Origin of the sequence: Bradyrhizobium sp. (assembly GCF_035309285.1) — a bacterium.
Taxonomy (GTDB): domain Bacteria; phylum Pseudomonadota; class Alphaproteobacteria; order Rhizobiales; family Xanthobacteraceae; genus Bradyrhizobium.
The window spans coordinates 16,592-32,310 of record NZ_DATGFH010000179.1 but is presented as its reverse complement, the minus strand read 5'-3'; the positions used below and the strand labels follow the sequence as shown (position 1 = coordinate 32,310).

Here is a 15,719-nt window from a genome sequence, read left to right as displayed (position 1 = left end):
TCATTCACCCCTGATGGCGCGCACCAGCCGGCGCGCGTGGTCCTCGGGCCGGCCGACATTGAGAATGGTGACGTCGGGCGCGGTCGTGTCGACCATGCGGCTCAGCCTTTGCTCGACTTCGCCGTCACTGCTTCGCGCGCGCATCTTCAGCCGCTCGGCGAGCACCTCCGGTGGTGCCGTGATCGCGATGACCGTGACATTAGCATAGGTCCGCTGCGCGGCTTCGATCACCGTGCGCGACGCGTTGACCACGACCGAACGATTGGCGCGGATATCGTCGTCTATGGCGCGCGGCAGGCCGTAGAGGTGGCCATGCGCCTCCCAATGCATCGCAAAATCGCCCCGCGCCAGCGCCTGCCGGAACTCGTCGGGGCCAAGCTGCCCATTGTCCTCGGAAGCGGAAGCCTCTCGCGTCACCACGCGGCGAGGAAAAACGATGTCCACGTCCTCGGGGCAGGCGGATCTTGCCAGACCAAGCAGCGTATCCTTGCCGGCGCCGCTCGGGCCAACCACGAGGATCAGCCGGCCGGGGCCGATCAATTCAGGAGAGCAGGAAGAAAGGATCGGGGCCTCGCTCATGCGACGCGGCTCCCCTCCCGCCAGAAGCTGCGCACCACCGGAATGTCGCGCGCGACATGGACGCGGATCAGGTCGGCGCGCTTGCCGACCGCGATCTCGCCGCGGTCGTTGAGACCGACGGCTTCCGCCGGCGTCTTGGTGACAGTGCAGACGGCGGCCGCGAGATCGATCGCGGGCACCTGCTTGGAAAGCTGTAGTGCGCCCGTCAAAAGGCTCGACGGCACATAATCCGATGACAGGATGTCGAGCAGTCCCTCGCGAGCAAGATCGATCGCCGCGATATTGCCGGAATGCGAGCCGCCGCGCACCACGTTGGGCGCGCCCATCAGGATGTCGATGCCGGCCTGATGCAGGCCGCGCGCGGCCTCCATCGTGGTCGGAAATTCCGCGACCGACACGCGATCGCGGATGGCGTCGGTGACGTTCTCCTCCGTCGTGTCGTCATGGCTCGCCAGCGGAATCCGGTATTGGTGCGCCAGCGCCACGATCTCCCGCATGTTCTTCGCAGCATAAGCCTTCTGGTAGTCGAAGCGCCGCTTGAACAGCACGTCAAGCTCGGCATCCGTCATGCCGGCGCCTTTGCCGCGATAATAGTCGCGCAGCTTGACCTCGTCGCGGAACTGGCGCTGCCCCGGCGTGTGGTCCATCAGCGACATCAGCCGGATATCGGGCCGATCGATTAGCTCCCTGGCTTCCTCGACCACGTCAGGCATCGGCACTTCACAGCGCAGATGCAGAAAGTGATCAGCGCGGAGGATATTGGACTCGCGCGCAGCTGTTATCGCCGCTGCCAGGACGCCGGCGCGGCCGTCGACATCCTCGGCGCCGTCCTCGCGCCAGACTCGAAGCGAATCCAGCACAGTCGTAATGCCGCAGGTCGCAAGCTGCCCGTCATAGGAGACGACTGCAGAGACCGGATTCCAGAACACTTTTGGCCGCGGCACGTAGTGCGCCTCAAGGTGATCGGTGTGCAATTCGATCAGCCCGGGCAACAGGAGATCGCCCTGCGCGTCGATGCTGCCGGCCGGCGCCATCCCCTCGCCGATTTCCGCGATACGGCCATCGGCAAAAGCGACCCAGCCACGCTCGATCACGCGGTCTGCGAGAACCACTCTCGCATTGCCGAAGACGGTGTCTGATCCGGTCGAGGTCATCTTATTTGTCTTTCTTCATGCCGCAGCAGCAAAGGAGGTGACGTCCACCACGCGATCGGCGATCCGACCGCGAACCTCATCGTCATGCACGATCGCGACCATGGCGACGCCGGCGCGCTTCTTCTCCTCGATCAAGCTGACGACCACGTCGCGATTGGCGGCATCGAGCGAAGCGGTCGGCTCATCCAGGAGCAGGATCGGATGATCAGAGATGAAGCCGTGCGCGATGTTGACGCGCTGCTGCTCGCCGCCCGAGAAGGTCGACGGCGGAAGCGACCACAGCCGCTCGGGAATATTGAGGCAGTGGAGCAATTGCGCTGCCTGCTCGCGCGCCTTGTCCCGTGGGATGCCGGTCGCAACCAGCGGTTCGGCGACGACCTCGATGGTTGGTACGCGCGGCACGGCGCGCAGGAATTGGCTGACGTAGCCGATGGTCTCGCGCCGGACGCTCAGCACGTCTCTCGGCTCGGCGCCGGCGAGATCGATCAACCGGCCCTGATGGCGGATCCTGATCCGGCCGCCATCACAACGGTAATTGCCAAAGATCATCTTCAGGATCGACGATTTCCCGACGCCCGACGGTCCCGACAGCACCACGCACTCGCCGGCATGGACCTCGAAATTCACGCCGCGCACCCCGGGCAACTTCACCCCACCCTGCAGATGCATGGTGAAGGTCTTTTCCGCGTCAGAGATCTCGATCATCGCAGGCATTGGTTTAGCTCATGGCGGCAAAATCGAAGAGACGAGAAGCTGGGTGTAAGGTTCGTGCGGATCGTCGAGCACCTGGTCGGTCAGCCCCGTCTCGATCACCTGACCGCTCTTCATCACCATCACCCGATGCGACAACAGCCGGGCCACCGCGAGGTCATGAGTGACCACGATCGCCGCAAGACCCAATTCGCTGACGAGGTTGCGCATCAGATCGAGCAGGCGCGCCTGCACCGAGACATCGAGCCCGCCGGTCGGCTCATCCATGAAGACGAGCCGCGGCTCGGTGACGAGGTTGCGCGCGATCTGCAGGCGCTGGCGCATGCCACCCGAGTAGGTTTTTGGCGTGTCGTCGATCCGCGCCGTGTCGATCTCGACGCGCTCGAGCCAGGATGACGCCGTGTGCCGAATGCGGCCATAATGATTCCAGCCGACCGCCATCAGCCGCTCGCCGACATTGGCGCCGGCCGAGACGGCCATGCGCAGCCCCTGAGCCGGATCCTGGTGCACGTAACCCCAATCGGTACGGAACAGGAAACGTCGCTCGGCTTCGCCCAGCGCGTTGAGATCGCGCAGCACGCCATCGCGCATGCGATAGGACACGCGGCCCGAAGTGGGCGCCATTTGCGCCGACAGCATCTGCAGCAGCGTCGTCTTGCCCGAGCCGGACTCGCCGACGATCGCGAGCACCTCGCCGGGATAGAGCGCAAAAGAGATGTCGCGGCAGGCGACGATCCGGCCAAAATTCTTCGATAGGCCGTCGGCCACCAACAGCGGCTGATCGCCCGCGTTTTCGGTCTCAGCCATGCGCCCTCTCCTTGTGAGGAGCGGCGCTCTCGCGGCCGCGATGGCCCGCCGCCTGGCGGCCTTCGCAATAGTCGGTGTCGGAGCAGACGAACATGCGACTGCCGGCGTCGTCGGTGACGATCTCATCGAGATAGCCATCCTCCGCGCCGCACAGCGCGCAGGGCGCGTCGAAACGGTAGCGCGTGAACGGATGGTCTTCGAAGTCGAGCGACACCACCTTTGTGTAAGGCGGGATCGCATAGATGCGCTTCTCGCGACCTGCGCCGAACAACTGCAGCGCCGCGCAATTGTCCATCTTCGGATTGTCGAATTTCGGCGTCGGCGACGGATCCATCACATAGCGCGCATTCACCTTCACCGGATAAGCGTACGACGTCGCGATGTGCCCGAAGCGCGCGATGTCCTCGTACAGCTTCACGTGCATCAGACCGTATTCGCCGAGCGCATGCATGCGCCGCGTCTCGGTCTCGCGCGGCTCGAGGAAACGCAGGGGCTCCGGGATCGGCACCTGATACACCAGCACCTGGCCGGCATGCAGCGGCGCCTCGGGAATTCGGTGGCGCGTCTGGATGACAGTTGCTTCCGTCGTCGAGGTCGTGGTGGCGACGCCTGCAGTCTTGCCGAAGAATTTGCGGATCGAGATCGCGTTGGTGGTGTCGTCGGAGCCCTGGTCGATCACTTTCAGCACGTCATCGGGCCCAAGGATCGACGCAGTCACCTGCACGCCGCCGGTACCCCAGCCATAGGGCATCGGCATTTCGCGGCTGGCGAACGGTACCTGGTAGCCGGGGATCGCGATTGCCTTGAGGATCGCGCGACGGATCATCCGCTTGGTCTGCTCGTCGAGATAGGCGAAGTTGTAGGCGGGCGCGTTCATTCCGCGGCCTCCTGCATGCGCTCCGAATTGTCGTTGGCCTCGGCAAACTCCTTCCGCAACTTGCGCAGCAGGCCGAGCTCGGACTGGAAGTCGACGTAATGCGGGAGCTTCAGATGCTCGACGAAGCCGGTCGCCTGCACATTGTCGGAATGCGACATCACGAACTCTTCGTCCTGCGCCGGCGCGAGAACCTCCTCGCCGAGCTCACGAGCCCGCAATGCGCGATCGACCAGCGCCATCGACATCGTCTTGCGCTCGCTTTGGCCGAACGCGAGCCCATAGCCGCGGGTAAAACACGGCGCTTCCGTCGCCGATCCCTTGAACTGGTTGACCATCTGGCATTCGGTCAGCTCGAGGGAGCCGAGCGGCACGGCGAAGCCGACCTCTTCCGCGAAGAACTCGACCTCAACCTCGCCAAAGCGGATCTCGCCGGCAAAGGGATGGTTGCGGCCATAGCCGCGCTGGGTCGAATAGCCCATCGCCAGAAGGAAGCCTTCGTCGGCGCGAGCGAGATTTTGCAGGCGCAAATCACGATCGGCCGGGAAGCTCAGCGGCTCCCGCGTGAGGTCGCCGACCGCCGCATTGGCGTCGGCCTGCGGTGACGGCTCGATCAAGCCGTCGCGACCGAGGATGTCGGTGACGCGCGGCGTCGGCGACAACGAGGCCTGCGACATCGCAGGCTCCTCGGGGACGAAGCCTTCGGCGAGCTGTGGGTCGAGCAGGCGGTGCGTGTAGTCGAAGGTGGGACCGAGGATCTGGCCACCGGGAATATCCTTGAAGGTCGAGGAGATCCGCCGCCGCACCTCCATCTTGCCGGTATCGACCGGCTCGGTCGCGCCGAAGCGCGGCAGCGTGGCGCGGAAGGCGCGGACCAGGAAGATCGCCTCGATCATATCGCCGCGCGCCTGCTTGATGGCAAGCGCAGCCAGCTCGCGATCATAGAGCGAGCCCTCGCTCATGACGCGATCGACGGCAAGCCCAAGCTGCTCGGAGATCTGGGAAAGCGTTACCTCGGCAACATCGCGGTCGCCGCGACGCTCATGGGCCAGCAGCCGATGGGCGTTCTCGATGGCGCGTTCGCCTCCCTTGACGGCAACGTACATGCATCAGCCTCCCATCATGCCTTGGCAACGAGCCGCGTGGTGCGCGGGATCGCGACAATGGCATCTCCCGACACCAGCACAACGTCGATGCCGCGCGGAAACAGCGTCTCGTTGATCGCCAGCCGCTCGAACAGATCCATTGGCGCGATCGTCGCGCGCAGGCTCGCCGTGCCGTCGACGCCGGGCCCACGCAACTCGTAGGCGTGTCCCTGGGTCAGGCTTTCGACCTGCAGGATTAGCGTCGTTGAACGATCGGGATATTCATTGGTCCCGAAGGCAAATCGGGAAAGGTCCGGCAGCGCGGCGCCATCACCGATCAGCGCAAAACTCGAGATCGAGGCATCGTCCACGACCGGCGCGCCGCTATGGAACTTCAGCCACTTCGCGACCTCCGGGGTCTCCGACATCTTTGTGTCGAGCCAGATCGGCGTGTCGTGATCGAACAGCGTAAGTGCGATGGCGGCAGCACCGCGCATCATCGATCCCGGCGTGCCGACGGTTGCGGTCACCTCTCGCACGCTGCCGGGCCGTGCCATGGCATCCATCACGGAGCGAAAGGTCGATTGCGCCGACGGCACCTTGTCCGCAAACCCCGCCGGCAGTTCGGCGATCGTGGTCATCGTTCACCCCTCACCGCGCACCATCGTGTAGAAATCAACCCGCGTCGCCGCAGCCTCAGCAGCCTTCTGATTGCGCGAGGCGAGCAAGGCCGCGCGCAGGGGAGCGATCACCTTGGTCTCGACCTCGGCGGCAAATTGATCCGACTGCACCATCGCGTCGCAGAGCGCGATCATCCGCGCCTTATCGCGGTCGCGGCCGAGCGTGTAGCCGAACCCCACCTCGCCGCTCGCAAGCCGCACGGCCGCGCGCGATACGGTCGCCTCGCCGAGATTGAACGGCGCACCGTCGCCACCGATCCGGCCGCGCACCATCACGAGACCGTTTTCCGCCTCGCGCAGGTTTTCATGCGCCGGCAGTTTGATCGAGGCGAGACAGCCCGATATCTCGGCACCGGTCGCATGCGCGAGCACGGCCATCGCCGCCTTGCGCCGCGCCTGCCTGCCCTCTTCGCTCTGCTCGCCGGGTGTCATCATGGCCCTGTTTGAGTTCTAGCTTGCCGGAACCAAGTTGTCTATGATAATAGACAACTTCATAATGACCCGCGATGAAGATTTCGTGACAGACGCATGATTTTTCCGATCATCAACGAGAGCGGTTCCGCGCCATGACCCTGCAGGATTTGGCATCCGGCGTTGCGCTGTGGCGGCAGGTCGCCGACGGCATCGAGCGCGGCATCGCCAACGGCACCTATGGTTCCGGCAAAAGGCTGCCCGGCGAGACCGAGATCGCGGAGACCTATCGCGTCAACCGTCATACCGTACGCCGGGCGCTTGCGACACTCGCCGATCGCGGCCTGGTGCGTGCCGAGCGCGGCAGCGGCACCTATGTCGAAGCGGCTCGCCGGATCGCCTATCCCTTGCGCTCGCGCACGCGCTTTTCCGAGATCGTCGGCGCCGGCGGCCACGAGCCGCGCGGGCGGCTCATCGATGCTTCGAATGACGTCGCAACCCGCGAGCTCGCGCGAGAGCTCGGCCTGAAGAGCGGCACGCCGCTGGTGCGCATTGAATCGGTGCGGCTTGCCGACCGCACGCCAATCTGCGTCAGCACCACGTGGTTGTCGGAAGAGCGCTTTCCGGACGCCGGCCACGTATTCGCCACGACGCGCTCGATGACCAAGCTGCTCGCGCATTACGGCATCCGTGATTACCGCCGCGCGACGACCCGGATCACGGCTACGATCGCGGATGCGACCGATGCCACGCATCTCGATCTGCCGCTCGGCCGGCCTGTGCTCGTGGTCGACTCCACTGACGTCGATGTTTCCGGCAAGCCGCTGGTCACCAAACGCTCGCGCTTTGCCGCCGAGCGCGTCGAGTTCCTGGTGGAGAACGGCTGATTGTCGGGCGACTACGCGGCGACCAATGATCACAAACGGAGCTTTCCTGAAATCCAGTCGACGACCGCAACCATCCACGTCGTCTTTGGTCGTCACCCGATAGTCATGAAGTTGTCATCAAGGCCTCCGATGACGGGCTCGCCGACGCTTCTGTCGGCATTTTTCCTGGAAGGTGCGGCATGGCCGACAAGACGCTTTCGATCGAGCCCCTCGTCGACCCCACCGCGAACGTGCGGGACGTCTCGCTTGGCGCCTATTGCGAGGTCGGCGCTCGCACCATCCTGCTCGACGTCGCGATGGGTGACTATTCCTACGTCGTCAACGACGCGCAGATCACCTACACCACGATCGGCAAGTTCTGCTCGATCGCGGCGATGACACGGATCAATCCGGGCAATCACCCGATGCATCGCGCGACCCAGGCGCATTTCACCTACCGCGCCAGCGCTTATTTCCCCGGCGAAAGCGACGAGGCCGAGTTCTTCGACTGGCGCAAGAGCCATCGCGTCCATATCGGCCACGACGTGTGGATCGGCCATGGCGCGATCGTGCTGCCGGGCCGCAGCATCGGCACCGGCGCGGTGATCGCGGCCGGCGCCATCGTCACCAAGGACGTGCCGGCCTATACCATCGTTGCCGGCAACCCCGGGCGGCCGATCAGGCGGCGCTTCTCCGAGGAGGTTGCCAATCGCCTTGCGCGGCTTGCGTGGTGGGACTGGGATCACGAAACCCTCCGCCGGGCGCTGCCCGATTTCAGAACGCTTGGCATCGAGGGTTTTCTCGACAAATATGAAGCCCCCTCGGCCGCACCCGCGGCCGGCTTGCGACGAAGTGCCCTATCGTGACCGACATTCTGATTGAAGGCGGCCGCGCTCTGGTCGGCTGCGAACTCATCGAGACTTCGCTGTCGATCGAAGATGGCCAAATCAGCGAGCTCGGCGCAAACGCTTCGCACCGCGCGATCGGGCTCGACGCAAGTGACCTCCTGGTGTTACCGGGCATCGTCGACCTGCATGGCGATGCCTTCGAGCGGCAGATGATGCCGCGCCCCGGCGTCGACTTCCCCATCGACGTTGCCCTCGTCGACAGCGACCGGCAGGCGATCGCAAACGGCATCACGACCGTCTTCCATGCCACGACCTGGTCGTGGGAGCCGGGCCTGCGCAACGCCGAGAACGCGCAAAAGCTGCTCCAGGTGATCGAGGGGCTGCGGCCGCAGCTTGCGGCCGACACGCGCTTCCATCTCCGCCACGAAACCTACAACCTCGACGCGGAAGAGGAGATCGGCAAATGGCTGGCCGCCGGCCGCATCCATTTGTTCGCGTTCAATGACCACACGGAGAACTCGCTCGCTCTGGCGAAAAAGCCGCGCAAGCGCGCCACCATGGTCGAACGCACCGGGCTTTCCGACGAAGCGTTCAATGAGCTGGTGCGGCGCGTACTCTCGCGCGCCGACGCCGTGCCGGGCTCGATTGCGTGGCTCGCGAAGGTGGCGCGTGAAGCGGGCGTCCGCATGCTGTCTCATGATGACAATAGTCCCGCAATGCGGCGGGCGTTTCGCGCCCAGGGCGTCCAAGTTGCGGAATTTCCGGTCAACGAGGAGACCGCGCGCGAGGCCGCCGCCGGTGGGGATGCCATCGTCTAGGCGCGCCCAATGTCGTGCGCGGCGGCAGCCATACCGGCTGGACCAGGACCTCCGACATGATCGAGAAGGGCCTCTGCTCGGTGCTCGCTTCCGACTATTACTATCCGGCGCCGCTGCTTGCCGCCTTCCGCCTCGCCGCCGACAAGATCCTGCCGCTCGGCAAGGCCTGGGACCTGATCTCCGCGGCGCCGGCGAAAGCGGCCGGCCTTGACGATCGCGGCGAGCTCGCCAAAGGACGGCGCGCCGATCTCCTGCTCGTCGATGACACCGTACCGATGCGACCGCGCATTGTCGCCGTGATCGCGAACGGCCACCTCGTGCATCTGACCGATGCCACCCGCTTCGCTGCCTCGGGCGCTGCTCGCGAGGCGATTGCCGCCGAATGAGCCTTTTCTAGAACCTTCACGATGCCCCCAATTCCCCGCTACGCGATCTACTATGCGCCGCCGCAGGGCACTGCGCTCGATCAATTCGGCGCCGAGATGCTCGGCTATAACGCCCGGGTCGGGGCGACGCTGCCCTTCCCGAAAGACGTCGTCGAGGAGCAGCCGGACTGGCATCATCTCTCCGAAGATCCGCGCAAGTACGGCTTCCACGCCACGCTGAAAGCGCCGATGGCGCTGGCCGATGGCAAGACGGAACGGGCGCTGCTTGCTGCCTGCGCCGAGTTCGCGAACACCGCGCGGCCGATCCCGCTCATCACCCCGATCGTCAATTCGATCAGCGGCTTCATTGCACTCATTCCCGGCGGGCGATCGAGCGAGCTGGACCAACTCGCGGCCGACGCGGTTTGTGCCTTCGATTCCTTTCGCGCGCCGCTCACGGCGGAAGACCGCGCGCGGCGAAACCCCGCAAAACTCACGCCCCGGCAAGTCGACTATCTGGACCGCTGGGGCTACCCCTACGTCATGGAGGAATTTCGCTTCCACATGACGTTGACCGGCCCGCTCGACCAGGCGAAGCGCGAGCGCGTGATTGTGATGCTGCGTCAGAGTTTCGCACGCCTCAAGCTCACCGAGCTTGCCGTCGACCGCATCGCGCTGTTCAAGCAGACCGACGCCAAGGCGCGGTTCACGATCATTGGCGATTGGCCGCTGCGCGCGCGCTGACCGAGAGCCTGGCAACACCCAAACGGCCCCGCGCTACGTCCCGACCTTCACCGGCGCGGTCTCCGGCATCAGGCTCATCGCGATGAGGCCTGCGACCGCCGCGAGCAGGAGATACCAGGCCGGCGCCAACGGATCGCCGGATATATGCAACAGCCACGTCACCACGAGCTGAGCCGTACCGCCAAAGCTTGCGATCGCAACCGCATAAATGGTCGCGAACACGCCGCCGCGGATATTCTGCGGCAAGGCTTCGGTGAAGGTCGCATAGAACGCGGTGAACGGCAAAGATCCGATCAGCGACAACACGCCGAAGCCGAACAGCAGCGACGCCGCGCCAGGCGCGTGCACGATCCAGAGGAAGGTCGGATAGGTCAAGAGAAGCGTCACGAGCTGCGGCCAGATCATCACCGGCTTGCGGCCGTAAACATCCGCAAGCCAGCCGCCGAGCAAAGCGCCGATGATGCCGACGCCGTTGCTGACCAGCGACACCGTGAAGGCCAAAGGCGACGGCACATGGAGGGTACTCTGCGCATAGGTCGTCATGTATTGCGTGACGTAAGTTGCGATCGTGCCGCTCGCCAGGATCATCAGCGCCAGCACAATGAGGCGGATGTGCCGGGCCGCCAGCACGAGATGGTTGGAGCTTTCGCGGCCAACCGCCTCGCCTTGCGCGATCGTCTCCGGCAGCGTTCTTCGCATCCAGAGGCCGAGCGGCAGGCAGGCCGCGCCGATCAGGAACGCGATCCGCCAGCCAATGGACTCCAGCGCGTCGGGGGCCATGCTCCGGCTCAGGATGACACCAACCAGCGCGCCGGCGGTTGCGGCGATCTCCTGGCTCGTCGGCTGCCATGACACCACGAGCGCACGGCGTTGGGGGGACGCGATCTCGATCAGGTAGGCCGTGGTCGGCCCGACCTCGCCGCCCAGCGCAAACCCCTGCACCATGCGCGCGATGATGACGATGACCGGCGCGGCCAAGCCGATCGCGTTGTAGGACGGCGTCAGCGAAATCACGAGGATCGCCCCGCCCATCAGCGCGAAGCTCAAGAGCATCGCAGGCCGGCGCCCGATGCGATCGGAATAGATGCCAAGCACGATGCCGCCGATCGGCCGCGTGACAAAGCCCGCGCCGAACGTCGCAAGCGAAAGCATCAGGCTGCCATAGTCGCTTTGCGCAGGAAAGAAGGTGTGGCCGATCTGGATGGCAAAAAAGCTATAGGTGATGAAGTCGTAAAATTCGAGCATGTTGCCGATGGTCGCGGCAAAGGCGGCGCGTGCAATACCGATCGATTTCGAGTCTGCAATGTCCTGTGCCAATGTGTATCCCTTTAACCAAAGTCGATTCCGCCGAATTGAATATTCTTCGCTGCATGGTGTGTCCAGTACCGCATGAAAGGCTCGCTGCCGTGGTGGGTGTACACCAACTACATCGTCATTGCGCGTTCGCAGGGTAGGCAAAGGCGCTCTTGCGCCGTGCTCACCATCTATTGACGAGTTGCTCAGCTTGAATGGTGGGCACGCTATCGCTTTGCCCACCCCACAATTCCAATTCAAATTTCAAATAGCACGCCGTTTTCCGAAAAACGGAATCGGAATATTTTTCGCGAGAGAGTTTGACATTTCTTGTGATAAAGCGAAGTGACCGCGAGGGTGATTTGCCCGACAGGCAAGGATGCGGACGCCAGCGTCAGGATTGCGCTTGCCGCCCGGTCCTATGCGCGGACCCCCGCCCGGCGGAACGGGAACCGTGCGGCGGTTGAACTGTTCGTGATCGCACGCCACACGAACAAGCCGATTGACAGCGCGCGCGGCCCGCAGTTTATTCGGCGCACGGGGGTGGCGATCTCCCCGCGAGGCGACATGCCCAAGAATCGCGTCCTGTTTTCACAGAGGGACGCAGCATGTCTTCCTACACCTCAATCTCATCCGAAAAACTGTCACGACTGATCGGCACGGCCCATGCGCCGGCGCTGATCGATGTCCGCATCGACGACGATTTCGCGGCCGATCCACACCTCATTCCGGGCGCGATCCGCCACTCTCACCGTGATGTCCAGGACTGGGCGGGCGGCCTCACCGGGCAGTCCGTCGTGGTGATCTGCCAGAAGGGCGAAAAGCTCAGCGAAGGGACCGCCGCCTGGCTCCGCCATCACAGCATTGCCGCCGAGAGCCTCGACGGCGGACATGAGGGCTGGAAAAAAGCCGCTCTGCCGACCGTTCCCGCCGACAAGATTCCCAGGCGCGACAAGCGCGGCCGCACGGTCTGGGTCACGCGTTCGCGGCCGAAGATCGACCGCATCGCCTGCCCCTGGCTGATCCGACGTTTCGTCGATCCTTGCGCGGTGTTCCTGTTCGTCGCACCCAACGAGGTCGGCGCGGTCGCCGAGCGGTTCGAGGCGACGCCGTTCGACGTGGAGAACGTGTTCTGGAGCCATCGCGGCGAGCTCTGTACCTTCGACGTCATGGTGCAGGAGTTCGGCCTGTCGGCGCCGCCGCTGGAGCGGCTCGCGGTGATGGTGCGCGGCGCCGACACCGCCCGGCCCGAGCTTTCGCCGGAGGCGCCGGGCCTGCTTGCCGCTTCGCTCGGCCTGTCGCGGATGTACGACGACGACCTCGAGCAGCTCTCCGCCGGCATGCTGCTCTACGACGCATTCTATCGCTGGTGCCGCGACGCCGCGAAGGAAACCCACAACTGGCCGACCAGCAAGGTGAAGCCATGAACGGATTCCGAAGGAGCAGCGCGAGAGGCCAAGAGATATCACAAGAGATATCACACGAGACATCACCTGGGGCAGCTCAACGACCAGGAGAACGGACATGTGGCTTCGAACGACCACGCAAGTGACCCTCTGGCTGCTGATTGCGAGTGCTTTGTCCCCCGTGCATGCCCTGACCCAGGAACAGCTTATCTCCAAGCTGCAGGCGGCCGGCTACTCGGAGGTTGGCGACATCAAGTCGACAGCAGAGGGCACGGCCGTCAAGGCGCTGAAGAACGGCAAGAAAGTCCGGCTCGTCGTCGACAGCAGCGGCCAAATCAAGGAGCAGGACTGAGAGCCTGCGCAGGCTCAGCCGTCCGGCTGTGGCCTCGGAGCAATAAGCCGAGATTCGATGAAGGAGCCAAACCATGCGAAACAAGCTCATGCTGGTAACTGGAATCTGCGCGTCCCTGTTGGCTTGGGGCGCCAGCGCTGAAAAATTCGACTGGCGGATATTTGCCGAGTCCTATGTGACCGCCGCCCACGCACAGGACATCGATTGGAAAAAGGTCGATGAGACGCTGGGCAGGAAGCCTGCAGCGGTCGCAGGCGACGTCCGTCGCTATGGTTTTCCGCGGACCGATCTTTCGGTGACGCTCGACGGCGTGACCATCAAGCCGGCGCTGGCGCTCGGCGGCTGGGTCGCATTCAAGCCCGCTCACGGCGGCGTCATGGCGATGGGCGACCTGGTGCTGCTGGAGTCCGAGATCAACCCCGTCATGTCAAAGATGATCGCGAGTGGCCTCGAGATCACGGCCGTGCATAATCATCTGCTGCGCGCCAATCCCGCGACCTTCTACATGCACATCGCCGGGCACGGCGACGCGATCAAGGTCGCGACCGCCATCCGCGATGGCCTCGCCGAGAGCAAGGCACCGCTCACTGCTGCGGCCTCGAGCGCGCCTCCGCCGGCCGTCGATCTCGATACGGCGCAGCTCGATCAGATCATCGGCGCGAAGGGAACGAACAATGGCGGCGTCTACCAGTTCGGTGTGCCGCGGCGTGACCCGATCAAGCAAGCCGGCATGGCCTTGACTCCGGGCGGGCCGTTGGGCCTGGCGACAGGCATCGGCTTCCAGCCGACCGGTGGCGGCAAGGCGGCCATCACCGGCGATTTCGTCCTGACCGGTGACGAGGTCAATCCCGTGATCATGGAGCTGCGGACACACGGCATCGAGGTGACGGCGCTGCACAGCCACATGCTCGACGAAGAGCCGCGCTTGTTCTTCATGCACTTCTGGGCCAACGATGACGCGATCAAGCTCGCCAAGGGCCTGCGCGCCGCGCTCGACAAGACGGCCAGCACGAAGAGCTGAGATTCGCGTGGAGAGAGGGGGAAACCTGCGATGCGAAATCTATTGGTTGTTCTTGTGATGGTGGCTAGCAGCGCTATTCAGCTCGCCCCGGCCAAGGCCGAGACGAGCTGCAAGGTCTGTGCGGAGCAGCAGAAGGCCTGCATGAAGAACTATGCCGGACCGACCTGCAAATTCGAGTATCAGATGTGCATAAAGTCCTGCAAGAAATGACAAGGAAGCCGGCGCCTTGGGGAGCCGGCGTAATGACCGGGTTGAGAATGCTCGTCGCTGCGGCCGTTGGCCTCGCGTTGTTCGAAGCTATTCGATGGGCGTGAAGAAGGCCGGAAGAAAATGGGTCGTCGAGAAGGGCGAGCTCTGCCTCTATCTCGGGGAGAGCGATGATGGTTGTTATCAGGTCACGCTCTCTGGCGAACAAATCGAAATGACGCCGACGGGGCTCGGCGGCACACTTGATGAGATCCTGCAACCTGCGGATCGCAACTAATGGGGGCTAGGCGATGACGACGACAACATCCACCGAACGCGGCCACATGGGCGAGCTGGTACGCTACTTCCTGCGGCTGGGCTGTCTCGGCTTCGGCGGACCTGTGGCGCTGGTCGGCCAGATGGAGCGCGAGCTCGTCGACGGCAAGAAATGGCTTACGAAGGAGCAAATGCGAGAAGCCATCGCGATCTGCCAATCGTTGCCAGGGCCGCTCGCAATCCAGGTCGGCATCTACATTTCCTACTTGCGTGGCGGCTTCTGGGGCGCGTGGGCCGGCGGATGGGCCTTCATCTTCCCCAACTTCGTCATCGTCGCCGCGCTCGGCGCGCTTTATGTCTATCTCGGCGATCTGCAACCGGTCACCGCCATTTTCTATGGCGTGAGCCCCGCTGTTATCGCGCTGATCCTGCATTCCTGCTACCGGCTTGCCAAGCTCGGCATGGAAGACTGGCTGCAATGGGCGATCGCGGTGGTTTGCCTTGCGGTCACAGTCATCCTGCAGGCGGAAGTGGCATTGCTGTTCATCGGCGCTGGCATCGTTGGAATCCTTTACTACGGCAGTCTGTTCAAGCGCACACCGGCCGCGCTCTCGCTGGCCACGCCGCCGGTGCTGGCGCAACTTGCACCCGGTGCTGCCGGCTCCGGGTCGACGATAGGAAAACTGCTACTGTTTTTCCTCAAGGCCGGCTCGCTGACCTTCGGCAGCGGCCTCGTGATCGTGCCGTTCCTCGAGCAGGGACTGGTGCAGCAGTTCGGCTGGCTCGACGAGCGGCAATTCCTGATAGCGGTCGCGATCGGCATGATCAGCCCGGGGCCGGTCGTCATCACCGCGACCTTTGTCGGCTATCTCGTCGGCGGTTTTTGGGGGTCTCTGGCTTCAACGGTCGGCATCTTCCTGCCGTCCTTTCTGCTCGTGCTGATCGCGGCGCCCCTGCTTGCGCGACATCGCGGCAATCCCAACGTGCAGGGATTTGTCAAGGGCGCTTACGCGGCCGCGATCGGGACGATCCTGGGCGCCTGCATCCTGCTCGGACGCATCGCGATCGGCGATTGGCTTACCGCTCTGATCGGGGTCGCCTCGCTGGCAGTGCTATTCCGCTGGAAGGTGAGCAATCCGATGCTGATCGCGGCCACGGCGGTAGTCGGCCTGATCGCATATCCGCTGCTACAGCCGGCCTGGGTGATGGTGAAATAGCAGCATCAAATCAGCCGTTGGGGATC

The 15,719-nt window shown here is 64.1% G+C and carries 18 protein-coding genes and 1 pseudogene; 10 read left to right on the top strand and 9 right to left on the bottom strand.

Features of this window, described 5'->3' with window-relative positions:
• Genes phnN through phnG form a run of 8 tightly spaced genes read right to left on the bottom strand, consistent with a single transcriptional unit; the run spans position 1 to position 6,325 of the window.
• A complete protein-coding gene (gene phnN, locus VKR55_RS32810) occupies positions 1-579 on the bottom strand; it encodes a phosphonate metabolism protein/1,5-bisphosphokinase (PRPP-forming) PhnN (protein ID WP_324409557.1) in 579 nt (192 codons plus the stop codon).
• Positions 576-1,733, bottom strand: a complete 1,158-nt coding sequence (locus VKR55_RS32805) for an alpha-D-ribose 1-methylphosphonate 5-triphosphate diphosphatase (protein WP_324409556.1) — start codon at positions 1,731-1,733, stop codon at positions 576-578. The genes phnN and VKR55_RS32805 overlap by 4 nt, the downstream gene beginning before the upstream one ends.
• A 15-nt stretch (positions 1,734-1,748) precedes the next feature.
• The gene (phnL, locus tag VKR55_RS32800) at positions 1,749-2,447 is read right to left on the bottom strand and encodes a phosphonate C-P lyase system protein PhnL (protein WP_324409555.1); all 699 of its coding nucleotides are present in this window, start codon (positions 2,445-2,447) and stop codon (positions 1,749-1,751) included.
• 9 nt (positions 2,448-2,456) lie between these two features.
• Positions 2,457-3,251 (bottom strand): phosphonate C-P lyase system protein PhnK, encoded by a 795-nt coding sequence (phnK, locus tag VKR55_RS32795; RefSeq protein ID WP_324409554.1) that lies wholly within the window; start codon positions 3,249-3,251, stop codon positions 2,457-2,459.
• A complete protein-coding gene (locus VKR55_RS32790) occupies positions 3,244-4,128 on the bottom strand; it encodes an alpha-D-ribose 1-methylphosphonate 5-phosphate C-P-lyase PhnJ (protein WP_324409553.1) in 885 nt (294 codons plus the stop codon). The genes phnK and VKR55_RS32790 overlap by 8 nt, the downstream gene beginning before the upstream one ends.
• Positions 4,125-5,231, bottom strand: coding sequence for a carbon-phosphorus lyase complex subunit (locus VKR55_RS32785; protein ID WP_324409552.1), 1,107 nt, complete (start codon positions 5,229-5,231; stop codon positions 4,125-4,127). Before VKR55_RS32785 ends, VKR55_RS32790 begins: the two co-directional genes overlap by 4 nt.
• 14 nt (positions 5,232-5,245) lie before the next feature.
• Positions 5,246-5,851: a phosphonate C-P lyase system protein PhnH gene (phnH, locus tag VKR55_RS32780; RefSeq protein ID WP_324409551.1), complete on the bottom strand. Its 606-nt coding sequence runs from the start codon at positions 5,849-5,851 to the stop codon at positions 5,246-5,248.
• 3 nt (positions 5,852-5,854) lie between these two features.
• On the bottom strand, positions 5,855-6,325 hold the full coding sequence (gene phnG / locus VKR55_RS32775) for a phosphonate C-P lyase system protein PhnG (protein WP_324409550.1): 471 nt from the start codon (positions 6,323-6,325) through the stop codon (positions 5,855-5,857).
• 131 nt (positions 6,326-6,456) lie between these two features.
• On the opposite strand from phnG, the gene phnF reads away from it, so the two are divergent.
• The 4 genes and pseudogenes from phnF to VKR55_RS32755 all read left to right on the top strand — a co-directional run bounded on the left by phnF (position 6,457) and on the right by VKR55_RS32755 (position 9,942).
• A complete protein-coding gene (gene phnF, locus VKR55_RS32770; RefSeq protein ID WP_324409549.1) occupies positions 6,457-7,188 on the top strand; it encodes a phosphonate metabolism transcriptional regulator PhnF in 732 nt (243 codons plus the stop codon).
• Between the two features lie 179 nt (positions 7,189-7,367).
• Positions 7,368-8,033 carry an LbetaH domain-containing protein gene (locus VKR55_RS32765; protein ID WP_324409548.1) on the top strand — a complete coding sequence of 222 codons (666 nt, stop codon included), beginning with the start codon at positions 7,368-7,370 and terminating at the stop codon, positions 8,031-8,033.
• Positions 8,030-9,219 (top strand): annotated as a pseudogene (locus VKR55_RS32760) (alpha-D-ribose 1-methylphosphonate 5-triphosphate diphosphatase). Before VKR55_RS32765 ends, VKR55_RS32760 begins: the two are co-directional and overlap by 4 nt.
• A gap of 21 nt (positions 9,220-9,240) precedes the next feature.
• A complete protein-coding gene (locus VKR55_RS32755) occupies positions 9,241-9,942 on the top strand; it encodes a DUF1045 domain-containing protein (RefSeq protein ID WP_324409547.1) in 702 nt (233 codons plus the stop codon).
• A 33-nt stretch (positions 9,943-9,975) separates the two neighbouring features.
• Here the strand turns inward: VKR55_RS32755 and VKR55_RS32750 are convergent, their stop codons facing one another.
• Positions 9,976-11,259 carry an MFS transporter gene (locus tag VKR55_RS32750; protein WP_324409546.1) on the bottom strand — a complete coding sequence of 428 codons (1,284 nt, stop codon included), beginning with the start codon at positions 11,257-11,259 and terminating at the stop codon, positions 9,976-9,978.
• A gap of 584 nt (positions 11,260-11,843) precedes the next feature.
• Between VKR55_RS32750 and VKR55_RS32745 the strand changes: the two genes are divergently transcribed.
• The 6 genes from VKR55_RS32745 (at position 11,844) to chrA (ending at position 15,693) form a co-directional block, all read left to right on the top strand.
• Complete coding sequence (locus tag VKR55_RS32745) at positions 11,844-12,662, top strand: chromate resistance protein ChrB domain-containing protein (RefSeq protein WP_324409545.1); 819 nt, start codon at positions 11,844-11,846, stop codon at positions 12,660-12,662.
• 97 nt (positions 12,663-12,759) lie between these two features.
• On the top strand, positions 12,760-12,993 hold the full coding sequence (locus tag VKR55_RS32740; RefSeq protein ID WP_324409544.1) for a hypothetical protein: 234 nt from the start codon (positions 12,760-12,762) through the stop codon (positions 12,991-12,993).
• 73 nt (positions 12,994-13,066) lie between these two features.
• Entirely contained in the window at positions 13,067-14,014 is a 948-nt protein-coding gene (locus VKR55_RS32735; protein ID WP_324409543.1) for a DUF1259 domain-containing protein, read from the top strand.
• A 30-nt stretch (positions 14,015-14,044) separates the two neighbouring features.
• Positions 14,045-14,224 carry a hypothetical protein gene (locus VKR55_RS32730; RefSeq protein WP_324409542.1) on the top strand — a complete coding sequence of 60 codons (180 nt, stop codon included), beginning with the start codon at positions 14,045-14,047 and terminating at the stop codon, positions 14,222-14,224.
• A gap of 94 nt (positions 14,225-14,318) precedes the next feature.
• Positions 14,319-14,498, top strand: a complete 180-nt coding sequence (locus tag VKR55_RS32725) for a hypothetical protein (RefSeq protein WP_324409541.1) — start codon at positions 14,319-14,321, stop codon at positions 14,496-14,498.
• Between the two features lie 13 nt (positions 14,499-14,511).
• Entirely contained in the window at positions 14,512-15,693 is a 1,182-nt protein-coding gene (gene chrA / locus VKR55_RS32720; protein ID WP_324409540.1) for a chromate efflux transporter, read from the top strand.
• Positions 15,694-15,719 lie beyond the last annotated feature (26 nt).